The 13,647-nt window shown below is 64.9% G+C and carries 10 protein-coding genes; all 10 read right to left on the bottom strand.

Annotated elements, in window-relative coordinates; genetic code table 11:
* Window positions 1-59: 59 nt before the first annotated feature.
* Window positions 60-1,160, bottom strand: coding sequence for a glutamate 5-kinase (locus KAZ48_04965; protein ID MBP7972128.1), 1,101 nt, complete (start codon window positions 1,158-1,160; stop codon window positions 60-62).
* A 26-nt stretch (window positions 1,161-1,186) separates the two neighbouring features.
* On the bottom strand, window positions 1,187-2,548 hold the full coding sequence (gene obgE, locus KAZ48_04960; GenBank protein MBP7972127.1) for a GTPase ObgE: 1,362 nt from the start codon (window positions 2,546-2,548) through the stop codon (window positions 1,187-1,189).
* Between the two features lie 42 nt (window positions 2,549-2,590).
* The gene (gene rpmA, locus KAZ48_04955; protein ID MBP7972126.1) at window positions 2,591-2,848 is read right to left on the bottom strand and encodes a 50S ribosomal protein L27; all 258 of its coding nucleotides are present in this window, start codon (window positions 2,846-2,848) and stop codon (window positions 2,591-2,593) included.
* Between the two features lie 4 nt (window positions 2,849-2,852).
* Window positions 2,853-3,167 (bottom strand): 50S ribosomal protein L21, encoded by a 315-nt coding sequence (rplU, locus tag KAZ48_04950; protein MBP7972125.1) that lies wholly within the window; start codon window positions 3,165-3,167, stop codon window positions 2,853-2,855.
* A 178-nt stretch (window positions 3,168-3,345) separates the two neighbouring features.
* Window positions 3,346-5,940: a ribonuclease E/G gene (locus tag KAZ48_04945; protein ID MBP7972124.1), complete on the bottom strand. Its 2,595-nt coding sequence runs from the start codon at window positions 5,938-5,940 to the stop codon at window positions 3,346-3,348.
* A 187-nt stretch (window positions 5,941-6,127) separates the two neighbouring features.
* Window positions 6,128-6,907 (bottom strand): TIGR03936 family radical SAM-associated protein, encoded by a 780-nt coding sequence (locus KAZ48_04940; protein MBP7972123.1) that lies wholly within the window; start codon window positions 6,905-6,907, stop codon window positions 6,128-6,130.
* Window positions 6,904-8,838 carry a TIGR03960 family B12-binding radical SAM protein gene (locus tag KAZ48_04935; GenBank protein MBP7972122.1) on the bottom strand — a complete coding sequence of 645 codons (1,935 nt, stop codon included), beginning with the start codon at window positions 8,836-8,838 and terminating at the stop codon, window positions 6,904-6,906. The genes KAZ48_04940 and KAZ48_04935 overlap by 4 nt, the downstream gene beginning before the upstream one ends.
* A 45-nt stretch (window positions 8,839-8,883) precedes the next feature.
* Window positions 8,884-10,611, bottom strand: a complete 1,728-nt coding sequence (locus KAZ48_04930; protein ID MBP7972121.1) for an amidohydrolase — start codon at window positions 10,609-10,611, stop codon at window positions 8,884-8,886.
* Window positions 10,612-10,736: 125 nt separating this feature from the next.
* Window positions 10,737-12,029, bottom strand: coding sequence for a rod shape-determining protein RodA (rodA, locus tag KAZ48_04925; protein MBP7972120.1), 1,293 nt, complete (start codon window positions 12,027-12,029; stop codon window positions 10,737-10,739).
* On the bottom strand, window positions 12,026-13,647 hold a 1,622-nt coding region (locus tag KAZ48_04920), incomplete at its 5' end, for a hypothetical protein (GenBank protein MBP7972119.1). The genes rodA and KAZ48_04920, both read right to left, overlap by 4 nt.

Here is a 13,647-nt window from a genome sequence, read left to right as displayed (position 1 = left end):
CGACTACCGGGTTCGTGTTCACGCGGCAACCTTAAGGCAGGGGCGCGCTGCGGGGTGCGTCAATCAGACAGGATGACCAGGTCATCGCGGTGCACGAGTTCGCGCTCGTACTCAACGCCGAGGGTGCTGGACAGTTCGCGAGTGGATTTGCCGAGCAGGGGTGGCAACTCTGAGGCATCGAAGTTGATGATCCCGCGAGCGAAGACGACGCCGCGCGGATCCGCAAGGTCCACCGGGTCGCCGGCCACGAACTCGCCAGTCGCCGAGGTGACACCAGCGGGGAGCAAGGAGGCTTTGCGCTCGACAATGGCTCGTACAGCCCCCTCATCAAGGAAGATCGTCCCGCGTGCCTCCGAAGCATGGGCAAGCCACAACAACCTGGTGGGACGACGTTTGCCGGTTGGATAGAACAGAGTTCCGACGTGTCCCCCGGTCATCGCCTCGCGCGCCTGCCTGGCGGAGGTGAGAACAACGGGTACGCCGGCTGCGGTTGCGGTGCTCGCTGCCTTCACCTTGGTCGCCATTCCCCCGCGACCAACGCTGCTTGCCGATCCACCAATCGACACAGCGTTCAAGTCCGCGGTCGAGCGGATGTCTGAGACCACCGCGCTGCCCGCACGACTCGGCGGCCCGTCGTAGAGACCATCTACATCGCTGAGCAAAATGAGTGCGTCGGCATGCACGACGTGCGCGACCAGGGCCGCGAGTTGGTCGTTGTCCCCGAACCGGATCTCTTCGGTGGCTACGGTGTCGTTCTCGTTCACGATTGGCACCACACCAAGGTCCAGCAGCCGAGTCAGAGTCCGCTGGGCGTTGCGATAGTGAGCGCGTCGGCCGATGTCGTCGGCAGTCAAAAGCACCTGTCCGACTGTCAGGCCGTGCTCGGCAAACCGCGCTGCGTACGCGCCAACCAACACGCCCTGACCGACACTGGCGGCTGCCTGCTGGGTTGCCAGATCTCCTGGTCGTTTGGTGAGCCCGAGTGGGCCGATTCCGGCAGCAATCGCCCCGCTTGAGACCAGGACCACCTGCCGACCCGACTTCACCTGCTCCGCGACCACGTCGACCAGCCCGTTGACGCGGGTGGCGTCGATCTGGCCGGCGGATGTCGTTAGCGATGACGACCCCGTCTTGACGACCACCCGCCTGGCTGATCCGATGCGCGCACGCAGCTGCTCGTGCGGACTCACGACTCCTCCAGGCGCCGATCAGTCCCACGTGGAGCGGCTGCGGCCTCGTCGCCGGCGAAGACCGATGGCCGCCAGTCGAACACGACTGCGTTGTCGTCCTCGCCAATGATCACGGTCGCTCCAGGGGTGGCACCGAGTTTCACGAGCTCCTCTTCCACGCCAAGTCGGGCGAGGCGGTCTGCAAGGTAGCCAACGGCCTCATCGTTACTGAAGTCGGTCTGGCGGACCCAGCGAGTGGGTCGGGCACCCCGCACGCGGTAGCCCTCCTGCTCCAGGACGACGGAGAACCCCGAGTCGTCGACGGCCAACGGCCGCACGATCACCAGCGCGGGAGTCTCCGCTTCCGCAGCGGCCTGCGCGCGCGCGACCTTGACAATGTCCGCCATCGCGAACTTCAACGCGGGCAATCCAACGTGGGATGCCGTGGAGATTGGGAACACTTGCCAGCCACGCTGCTGCAACATGGGCGAGACCAGCTCTGCCAACTCCTGCGCCTCGGGAACATCGCATTTGTTCAGCGCCACTAGCCGCGGTCGATCGGCGAGACCGCCGTAGGCCGCGAGTTCCGCTTCGATCGCGTCGATGTCGCTGAGGGGATCGCGGTTGGGCTCCAGCGTGGCGCAGTCAACGACATGCACCAGCGCCGAGCACCGTTCGATGTGACGAAGAAACTCCAGTCCCAGACCTTTGCCCTCGCTGGCTCCCGGGATCAGCCCAGGAACGTCGGCGACAGTGAAGACCGTGTCCCCGGCCTGCACAACTCCCAGGTGAGGCACCAGGGTCGTGAACGGGTAGTCGGCGATCTTGGGCTTGGCAGCACTGAGGACCGAGACCAGACTCGATTTGCCCGCCGACGGGAAACCGACCAGGCCGACGTCGGCCAGGGTTTTGAGCTCCAATACCACGTTGAAGGATTCGCCCGGTTCGCCCAGCAGCGCAAAGCCGGGAGCCTTGCGGCGTTGGCTGGCCAGCGAGGAGTTGCCTAGCCCGCCACGTCCGCCCTTGGCGATGATGAACTGCGCGCCGGGGCCGACCAAGTCAGCCAGGGCCTCACCGGCTTCGGTAGTCACCACGGTCCCGTCCGGAACCGGGATCACGACGTCGTTGCCGTCCGCACCATCGCGGTGAGAACCCTTGCCCACCCCGCCGTTGTCGGCCCGGCGATGGGGTGAACGATGGATGTCCAGCAGGCTGCTGGTGTCGGGGGTAACAACAACGACGACATTGCCGCCGCGACCGCCGTTGCCGCCATCTGGACCGCCGAGTGGCTTGAACTTCTCCCGGTGTATCGATGCGCAGCCGTGCCCACCGTCGCCAGCCTGGGCGTGCAGAATCGCACGGTCTACAAATGTGCTCATGGGAACCTCCGAATATGCGAAGGCTCGATCGAGAAGCCCGTGCTATTGCGAGACAGCGACGATGTTGACGACTTTGCGGCCACGACGGGTCCCGAAGTCGACGGTGCCCTCTGCCAGTGCGAACAGCGTGTCATCGCCGCCACGGCCGACGTTCTCGCCTGGATGGAAGTGGGTTCCGCGCTGACGGACGATGATTTCGCCGGCACTCACCAACTGACCACCGAAGCGCTTGACGCCGAGGCGTTGGGCGTTGGAGTCGCGGCCGTTCCTAGTGCTCGAAGCACCTTTCTTATGTGCCATTACGTCACTTTCCCGTGGTGATCGCCGTGACCTTCAGCGTGGTCAAACGCTGACGGTGTCCTTGACGACGGCGGTAGCCGGTCTTGTTCTTGAACTTGCCGATGTCGATCTTGGGGCCCTTGCCGTGCGCCATGATCTCCGCTGAGACGTCGACCTTGCCCAATTCTGCGGCATCGTGGGTGATCTGGTCACCATCGACAACGAGCAATGCGGGCAGCGAGACGGCGGTCCCGGGCTCTCCCTCGACGCGGTCGAGTTCGACCACGTCTCCGACGGCGACCTTCTCTTGCCGGCCACCTGCGCGAACGATCGCGTACACGCTGAACTCCCTCAATAAGACTTGCTTGGCTGATACTTCTACTTCGAAGCGGCGCCGCGACTGGCGGACACGTTGGGCGAAGCGGCAGACCGCGCACCCAACCAGACTGCGCAGCGGACGCCGGAAACCTTTCCCAAGGGTACGCCCCCTAGGTCAGGTTCGGTCAACCGGGACACTGTCACTGCGATTGGTCAGACTCACCCGATCCGTCGGAGTCGTTCGGCCCATCGGTGGCAGGCTGCGCTGCCGCGCCGTCGGTGGACGGCGGACCTGGGCCGTCACCGTCAGTTCCGGAGTCCGCTGTCGACCCGGCCGCGGTGTCGGCTGCGGTGTCGGCTGCGGATTGGGCTGTGGTTTCGTCCACGGTTTCCGCATCTGCCGGCTCGTCACCGACCGGCTCGTCACCGCCGGGATCGGACTCGGCTTTCGGCTGTTGTGGCGCCCCCGGAATGGGGCCAGCCGGACGTGCCCGTCGGCGCCTCGGCTCGGCTTCGCCGGTGTGCTGATCCACCGGATTGGTTTGCACCTTCACGCCGCGACCGTTGCAGCACTCACAGGGCGTGCTGAAGGTTTCCAGCAGTCCCTGACCGATCCGCTTGCGCGTCATTTGGACCAGGCCCAGCGACGTCACCTCGGCGACCTGATGTTTGGTTCGGTCTCTGCCCAGACACTCCAGCAACCGCCGCAGCACCAGATCCCGGTTGCTCTCCAGCACCATGTCGATGAAGTCGATAACGATGATGCCGCCGGTGTCGCGCAGTCGAAGTTGGCGCACGATCTCTTCGGCGGCCTCCAGGTTGTTTCGGGTGACGGTCTCCTCAAGGTTGCCGCCCTGCCCCGTGAACTTGCCCGTGTTGACGTCGACAACCGTCATCGCCTCGGTGTGATCGATGACCAATGAGCCGCCCGAGGGCAGCCAGACCTTGCGGTCGAGGGCTTTGGCGAGTTGTTCGTCGATGCGATGTGCGGAGAAGACGTCCGCGTTGCTGGTCCAGCGACTGACGCGGTCCGCAAGATCGGGGGCGACCCCAGCGATGTAGTCCTCAATCGTGGTCGTTGCTCGGCTTCCAGACACGATCAACTTGGAGAAGTCCTCGTTGAAGATGTCCCTGACGACCCGAGTGGCTAGATCCGGTTCAGCATGCAGCAGTTCCGGAGCCTTGACACTGCTGGTCTTGGCGTTGAGACGTTCCCATTGCTCGGTGAGCCGGGCAACGTCATGGTTGATCTGCTCCTCGGTGGCTCCCTCCGCTGCGGTCCGGACAATGACGCCAGACCCTTCCGGCAGCGCGTTGCGCAGGAGCTTCTTGAGCCGACTGCGCTCACTGTCGGGCAGCCTGCGGCTGATTCCTGTCATCGAGCCGCCGGGAACGTACACGAGGTAGCGACCGGGCAGCGAAATCTGACTCGTCAGACGCGCACCTTTGTGGCCGACTGGATCTTTGGTCACCTGGACCAACACAGCGTCACCAGACTTCAGCGCCAACTCGATGCGCTTTGGCTGGCCTTCGAGGCCAGCCGCGTCCCAGTTCACTTCGCCGGCGTACAGCACGGCATTGCGTCCGCGACCGATGTCGACAAACGCCGCCTCCATCGACGGGAGCACGTTCTGAACCCGCCCGAGGTAGACGTTGCCGACCATTGACGTGGACACGGAACGGTTCACGTAGTGCTCGGCCAGCACGTTGTCCTCCAGCACGGCGATCTGAGTGCGGTCCTCGTGTTGGCGAACAACCATGACGCGGTCGACGCTCTCGCGGCGAGCCAGGAACTCGGCTTCGGTCAGGATTGGAGCGCGCCGACGACCCGCCTCCCGACCTTCGCGCCGACGCTGCTTCTTGGCTTCAAGTCGGGTCGATCCGCGCACACTCGTGACCTGGTCAGCAGCTTCGCGCGCTTCGCGAACGTGGACGACGGTGTTCGGCGGATCATCGTCATTGTTGTTTGCGCCACCGCTGGCAGTTCGACGCCGGCGGCGCCGGCGGCGGGTGTTCGCCGAGCCCGACTGACCATTGCCAGCCGACTCATCGTCACCGTCGTCTTCGTCGTCGACTGAATCGCCGCCATCCTCATCGGCCTCATCGCCGTTGTCATCGTCGGAGCCGTCCTCACCACCTGGCTTGCGGCGGCGGCGGCCACCCCGACGTCGGCGGCGGCGCTTGGGTCCGCCATCACCCGCTTCATCGGATTCTGAGTCGTTGCCGTCAGTCTCTTCGGCCCCTTCGGCGTCGGACTCCCCGGTCGCCTGCCCGCTGTCGAGCTCCGCGCGGCGCGGACGGGGCGGGAGTGCGGGCACATCGGGCGGAGGTTGGAACAGTGCCGCCGCGTTGGCGACCGGCGCGGTCGGTGCCGATCCAGCGTCGGCCGTTGCTGACTCGTCCACCGGGTCGGTGGGAGCGGCGAACGCTGCCGAGAACTCAGCGGGTGCCCCCGCCGGCCGACTCGCGGCTCGCCGCCGACGTTTCGGAGCTGCTGCACCGTCGGCGGGCTTTCCCGCAGCACCGGCACCAGCAGCGTCAGCACTGCCTGATGTGTCAGCGCCAGGGTCTGCCGATAGTTCGACCTGCGCCACGGCGACTTGTTCCTCCTCGGCCGAGATTGCGCCAGGCGGCTCATCGGAAGTCTGCGGTGGCGCAAAAGTCGGTGCCACTACCGGGCCGTCGGCGTCCGAATCGGCGGAAAGCTCCACCTGCGCAACAGCGAGTTGCTCTTCTTCTTGCGTGATCGCGTCAGCGACGTCGCCCGAGGGGGGCGTGTTCTCGTCGTCGAGCATGGAGATGCTCCTGGTCCGGCCCTCCCCCGACTGACGGCATAGCCGCAGTCGCGTTCGGGCCTTTCGTCGGCGCCGGGCGAGCCCGGCGCGAAAGCTTGGGTTGTGCTACGCCTGAATGCGCAAACCACCTGGCTTGCTCAGGCGCCGACGCCGGCCTCGGGTTCCTCGGGGACACCGGTGCTCCGAATTACGGAGCCTCAGCGCGTTCCGCACTCTTCTGGTCAGTCCCAGCGCGATCTGGCGCCAGCGGGTCACTGACCGTCCGAGCATCTGCAGCCAGTCGCCCCTGCGCCAGCCGGGTCACCTGGGGCGGCACCGGCGGCGCGAGGTCAGCAACTTGCCGCAGGGCGGCGAGGACGTCGTCGGGTCGTACGGACGGGGTTCCGTGCGTGACAACCACCGTGAGTATCGCACACGGATCGACCTCATCGGGAGACAAACGGACCTCAACTGTCGCGATCGCTGCCCGGGCGTCGAAGGTTCGCATTCCCGATTTGGTCATCCGTTGCACCTCGATTGCCTCGCTCGCCAATAGCTTCTCGGCGGCCTCGCGAGCGACTTCGGCACTGACCTTGGGCAACGTGAACTGCCAAACGCTGGCCTCAAGCCGGGAAACGAGGTCCCCCTCGCGGACCCGGACCGCGTCGACGATGTCGAGCCCAGTGGGCATGGCTTGGTCGAGGGCAACCCGCAGTTGCTCAACGTCAAACTCCTGCGCCAAGCCGATCTCGATGTACTCGGCCTCGCTGGCGACACCGGTTGGGGCGGCGTTGGCGTAGGAGATCTTCGGATGCGGTCGAAAACCCGCCGAATACGCCATCGGCACCTTTGCCCGCCGCAGCGCCCGTTCGAAAGCGCGCTGAAAATCGCGGTGGCTGGAGAACCGCAACCGGCCTCGCTTGGCGTATTGCAACCGCACCTTCATGACCGGCGGGATGAACTCCCGGCCCGGATCGCGACCGCTCACTGGGCGATGACCGTCAGCGGCAGTAGCTGTCGACCGGTCGGCCCGATCTGGATCTCGGTGTCGAGTTGGTCGCACACGCCGCAGTCAAAACACGGAGTCCAGCGGCAGTCATCGACCTCGACCTCGTTGAGCGCGTCCTGCCAGTCCTCCCACAGCCAACTGCGATCAAGGCCCGCATCGAGGTGATCCCACGGAAGAACCTCGGCTTCGTCCCGCTCGCGGGTCGTGTACCAGGCGACATCAACGGGCTCGTCGACCAAAGCCGCCTGTGCCGCGGCCATCCAGCCGTCGAAGGAGAAGTGCTCACTCCAACCGTCGAACCGGGCGCCATCGCGCCAGGCTGCCTCGATGATTGCGCCGGTTCGGCGATCACCACGCGACAGCAATCCCTCGACCACACCCGGGCGGCCATCGTGGTACCGGAAACCAATCGCCTTGCCGACCTCACGATCGTTGCGGATAGCGTTGCGCAGCTTGTGCAGCCGATCGTCGGTCTGCTCCCACCCGAGTTGTGCGGCCCACTGAAATGGTGTGTGCGGTTTGGGGACAAAGCCGCCGATGGATACGGTGCAGCGAATATCGCGTCGGCCGGTCACAGCCCGTCCGGAGCGAATGACCTCCCGGGCCAGATCAGCAATCTCCAGGACGTCCTCGTCGGTTTCGGTGGGGAGTCCGCACATGAAATAGAGCTTGACCTGCCGCCAGCCCGCCTCGTACGCGGTCGTGACCGTTCTGATCAGGTCCTCTTTGCTGACCGTCTTGTTGATCACCCTGCGAATCCGCTCGCTGCCGCCCTCGGGAGCAAAAGTGAGTCCGGACCGTCGACCGTTGCGGGTGAGTTCGTTGGCCAACGTGATGTTGAAGGCGTCCACCCGCGTCGAGGGCAGCGACAGCGATGTATTTGTTCCCTCGTACCGGTCGGCGAGTTGGGTGGCGACCTCGCCAATCTCAGAATGATCGGCACTCGACAGACTCAACAATCCAACTTCGTCGAAGCCCGTGGCACACAGTCCCGCCTCGACAATCGTGCCGATGGTGTCGATGCTTCGTTCCCGAACTGGACGGGTGATCATTCCGGCCTGGCAAAAGCGGCAGCCGCGCGTGCAGCCGCGGAAGATCTCGACGGATGAGCGCTCGTGGACCGTCTCTGCCAGCGGTACCAGGGGGGCCTTCGGGTAGGGCCACTCGTCGAGGTCCATCACTGTTCGTTTGGCTACCCGCCACGGGGCTTCGGGTCGATTCGGGACAACGCGGTGAATACGACCATCGGGCAGGTAGTCGACGTCGTAGAAGGACGGGACGTAGACGCCCTCGATCTCTGCGAGTCTCGACAGCAAACCCGCGCGTCCATCGATCTGGCCCGCGGACTTCCACGCGGCAGTTACGTCGGTGATGTCGAGCGCTGCCTGCTCGCCGTCACCGAGGACAGCGGCGTCGATGAATCGGGAGATGGGTTCGGGGTTAAAGGCCGCGTGTCCGCCAGCGACCACGATGGGATCCGCATCGCCTCGATCCGCGGCGTGCAGCGGAATCCCCGCCAGGTCGACTGCGGTCAGCATGTTGGTGTAGCCAAGCTCGGTCGAGAATGACAGCCCGAACACGTCAAAATCGCCGACTGCGCGATGGGCATCGACAGTGAACTGCGGAACGTGATGTTCGCGCATCAGCGCCTCGAGGTCCGGCCACACCGCGTAGGTGCGCTCAGCGAGGGCATCGGCACGCTCATTGAGCACTTCGTAGAGTATTTGGACGCCCTGGTTCGGCAGACCAACCTCGTAGGCGTCCGGGTACATCAGTACCCAGCGAACCGTCGCAGACTCCCATGGCTTGATCGTTGAGTTGAGCTCCCCGCCGACGTACTGCACGGGTTTGCTCACGAACGGCAAGAGCCGTTCAAGTTCGGGGAAGACGGTCTGACCTGTGTCGCGCACCAGTCCAGGGTACGGTGCCGTCGCGCCTTGGGCAGATCCCGTCCGTCAGGCTTGGTAGGCGATCTCCCCATCGATGCGGGTCTCACTGCAGGTGATCGATTCCCAACTGTGGGGATCGGCCGTCCAGGGGTTGTCGGACAGGATCGCGTAGTCCGCCTTCTTGCCTACCTCAAGCGTCCCGCGGTCGTCGGCGTGATTCTGCCAGGCCGCATCCGTGGTGATGGCCATGAGAGCTTGCTCAACAGTCACACACTCGTCAGCATTTAGGACCTCGCCGTTGCCGCGCATAACTCGGGTGGTTGCGGTTTGTGCCGAAAGCAACGGGTGGATGGGGGTCACGTTGTAGTCCGAATGCAACGACGGCCGTAAGCCGGCCTTCAGGGCGCTGGCGACCATGTCGAGGCGATCGGCACGCTCGGGGCCAAGGATCTTCTGCTGGAATACCTCTCCCCAGTAGTAGACGTGGTTCATGAGGAAACTCGGCGAGACTCCGAGCTGGGCCATCCGGGCGAAGTTGCCCTCGAACGCAAACGAACAGTGCTCAATGCGATGCCTCAGGTCATCGGGTGCCCGACCGGCGAGGGTCGCCTCGTAGCCTTCAAGCGCGAACTCCACCGCCGCGTCACCGTTGGCGTGAACCATCAACTGCCAGCCCTCGTCGAGCCCGGCCGTCATCACCGCGCGCAGTTCCGCTGGCGACATGTTGGCGTGCCCGCCCGTGTCCTCACCCAGGTACGGCTGCTCAAAGTAGCCCGATCGACCTTGGTTGGAGCCGTCGGTCACGATCTTCCAGGCATCGGCGCGGACCATGCCATCGCCAGCGAACGGCGTGACGCCAGCCTCCTTCCATGGATCGGCACCAACGAGCGACCACTGCGCGGTCGACACCCGGACTGGCAGCCGCTTGAAGCCGTTGAGCTGGTGCAACAAGGCGACCTCGCCCGTGCCGATCACCGCACCTGTGGCTGCCTCTCGAACCGAGGTCACCCCGGACATCGCGGCATCGGTCAGGATCTTGATGATGGTCGCGGCGGCATCCTGCTGGGAGGGCTGCGGAACGACGCCGAGGAACGGAACGATCGCTCCTGACTCACTCAGAACGCCATTGAGTTTGCCGTCTACGCGACCGTACGAACCACCTGGCGGATCAGTGACGTCGTCAGGGACGTTGGCCAACTCGAACGCCTTGGAGTTGACGTAGCCAAAGTGCATGGAGGCGTTGAGGATGAACACCGGATTGTCGGGTGCGACTTGGTCGAGGATCGCGCGAGTGAGGTCGGGCTCGCCGTCATACAGGCTCGGGTCGAACTGTTTTCCGGTCACCCATTGCCCATCGGGGGTCTTCGCCGCGAGCGCCTTGACTTTGGCGACCACGTCGTCAAACGTCGGATTCGCCAGCGCAGACAAATCTGGCCACGGCTCCACCAGCATCGTCGTCCACACATGCATGTGTGGCTCGATCAGCCCCGGACTGATGACTCCGTCGGCCGCAGTGATGATTTTCGTCCCAGGACCGACGAGGCCTTCGAGGTCAGCAGCCGACCCGATCCCGGTGATGACCCCGCCACTGATGGCCATCCCGCCCGCTTCGGGCGCGCCTGGCACACCGGTGGCGATTCGGCCGAGCACCAGCTTCTCCGCCTTAGCGGTGACCGGCCGCCAGTAGTTGGCTGGGGTCGCGACTGACACCGGCACCGCGAGGTGCGAGGCCATCGCCGCGTGCAGCGGATTCGGCGAGCAGCAGGCAATCTCGTGCTGGTGCGTGCGGTACATGTGGATCCAATCAACGTGGTCGGCCGACGTCGTAAGACGGTAGTGACTCGCTCACACCGACGCCCAAGATGGAAGTTGCGATTCACCCGCGCGCCGAGACCTTGCGGCTGCCGCCAACTGCCGTGCTAGTGACGGCTGCGCAGGTGAACGCTCTGGAGCAGCCCGATGCCAATCCACGCAGCGAACATCGATGTGCCGCCGTAGGAGACGAATGGCAGGGGCACCCCGGTGACCGGCATGATGCCCAGATTCATGCCGATGTTCTCGAAGGCCTGGAAGGCGAACCAGCACACCACCCCGGTAGCGACCAACCGGCCGAACGGATCGCGGGCATCGCGGGCGATCTGGATTCCTCGCCACAACACCACCCCAACCAAGGCAATTAGCAGGCCTGCACCGATGAGGCCAAGTTCTTCCCCCGCGACGGAGAAGACGAAGTCAGTCTGCTGGTACGGCACAAACGCGCCCTGAGTCTGATTGCCATGGAAGAGGCCCTGGCCCAACAGGCCACCACCGCCGATGGCGATCCGTGCCTGGTTGGTGTTGTAGCCGACGCCTTGCAGATCCCGATTCGGGTCGGTGAACGACAACAGTCGATCCACTTGGTACTGGTCGAGGACCCCCGAGGCCATCGCGACGATCGCCGCGAGTCCGGCGGCGGCGAGCAGACCGACCACCCAGCGACTGCGGGCGTTCGACACCGCGACGATCCCGATCACGATTGTTCCGATGATCAGAACCGTGCCCAAGTCCGGCTGTAGCATGATGAGCGCAGCAGGACCACCGGCCCACAGCAGCGCGTAGCGGACATCGACATCCTTAGGTACATCACTGCCGACATCCCGCTCGGCGAGCACCATCGCCATCGCGAGGATGACCACAATTTTGGCGAATTCCCCCGGTTGCAGCGTGAAGCCCGCCGGCAGGGTGATCCAGGCGTGGGCGCCGTTGATTGACGTCCCCAGCGGGGTGAGCACCAACAGCAGCAACGTGACGACAAAGCCGTAGACCAACGGGGTATAGGCGCGCAAAGTGCGGTAGTCGAGCCGGGTGACTCCGTACGCCAGCGCGAGGCCCAGACCCAGGTTGAGCAGATGTTTGGTGAGGAACGTGTTGGGGTCGTCGTCGGCCGCAAGGAGTCGGCCGCGCGTTGCTGACCACACCAGCACGGCACCAACGAGCGATAGTGCAAGCGCGGCGGCGATCAAGGTGAGGTCCAGGCGTCGCAGGGTGACTACGTTCGACCGGAACTTTTTCGCCACGGTCGCCCGGCGATCTGTTGCCTGCGGTCGTCGGGTGACGACGACCGCGTCGGGCTGCGTCGCCGGAACTGTCCGCTTCAGGGTCGGTGGGCCAGGTTCAAGCATCGCACCGGGGGCCTCGGAGCTGCGGGGTTGACGCGAGTCGGTGTCGGTCATGGCGTCGACCTCGGTGGACGGTCGCTGGGAAGCAAACCGATTCCGGTCTCCGACGAGGGTCCCGACGGAGTCGGCGACGGCTCAGTTGCCGTGGCCGCGGACTCGCCGGCCGGTCCCTGTGTCGCTTGAGCTGAGGGTCGCTTGGTTGCCACGGCAGAATCGGTCGGGCCGGGGGTCGCCTGGCTCTCGCTGCCGGATCCTTGCCCCATTCCATCACTGGTCACGGCCGGGATTTCGACGCTCGGTTGACCTCCCTTGAGCACGCTCTTGGCAGGATCCACCGTCGACCCCGACACCCCATAGAGGGCCGCGTAGATCGCCCGCACGCTCGGGCCACAGGTGCCCGAACCAGTGCCACCCTGGGCAACCATGCACGTCACCGCATACTTCGGTGCCTGCGCTGGAGCGAAAGAGGCGAACCACGAGGTCGAGGTCTTACCGACGACCTCGGCCGTTCCGGTTTTGGCTGCGACGCGCACCTTGTTGTTGGGGAAACCCTGGAAGACTCCGCTCGCCGTGCCGTCAACGACGGTGTTGGACAGAGCGTCGCGGATGTAGCGCAACGTTGCGGCCGACGCGGTGAGCTTGCCAGCCTCCTGCGGGGAGGTCTGTGAGACGACCGCACCGGATTGATCGACCACCGCGCGGGACAGTTGCGGCTGCCACAGCGTTCCCCCGTTGGCGATCGCCGCATAGGCCATTGTCATCTGCAGCGGAGTGACCCCAGTTTCGCCCTGCCCGATCGCAAAGTTCAGCGCGTCACCAGCGCGGTACCGGTCGCCTTCGGCGCAAAAATCCCGGGCGTAGGCCTTAAGGAGCTTGGCGCGTTCAGCGGGTTGCACCTCTGGGTAGCCCGTCGACGCCCGCTTGCAATAGTCGTCTTTGCGCTGCGCGTAGTTGGCCTTCTTCTCGGCTCGCCCAATGATGCGCCCCGCGTACTCCCCCGGCAGATCGATGCCGGTCTTCTTGCCGAGCCCGAAGTCGCGGGCCTCATTGACCATGGCCTCCTTTGCATTGGTGTCTGATGCCAGGCCGCCGTCCTTCTGCCACAACTGGTTGGCAAGCCGGTAGAAGACCGTGTCACAGGAAACGGACAGCGCTCGGGCCAACGTGATGTCGCCGTACGCGTGCGACTCGTAGTTGCTGAACGACTGACCGCCCACGTTGTAGGAACTCGGGCACGGGATCTTCTGACTGCCCGAGTAGCCGGCCTCGAGCACAGCGGCAGTGGAGATTGCCTTGAACGTCGACGCCGGGGAATAGACGCCCTGGGTTGCCCGATCGAGCAGCGGGTTGCCACGTTTCTCGCTTGTCAATTTGGCGTAGTTGGCCGCGCTGATGCCGCCAACCCACAAACCCGGGTCATAGGTGGGCGCGGAGGCCAGTGCCAGGACGTGACCATTCGTCACGTCGGTCACCACGATTGACCCGGAATCGCCGGGCAGATCCTGCTTGCGCGCGAGATCGAGCGCGGCCTGGAGTTGCTCTTCGACGACTGCCTGCAAGTGCGCATCGATATTTGTCACGACGTTGTCGCCAGGCACCGCCGCCCGATTCTCAAGCGTTTGACCGACCTTGCCCGATCTGCTCACAGCGACCCGCTGGACGCCCGGCTGAC

The organism is Candidatus Nanopelagicales bacterium (assembly GCA_018003655.1).
Lineage (GTDB): Bacteria > Actinomycetota > Actinomycetes > S36-B12 > UBA10799 > JAGNDY01.
This window is presented reverse-complemented; position numbering and strand designations above follow the sequence as displayed.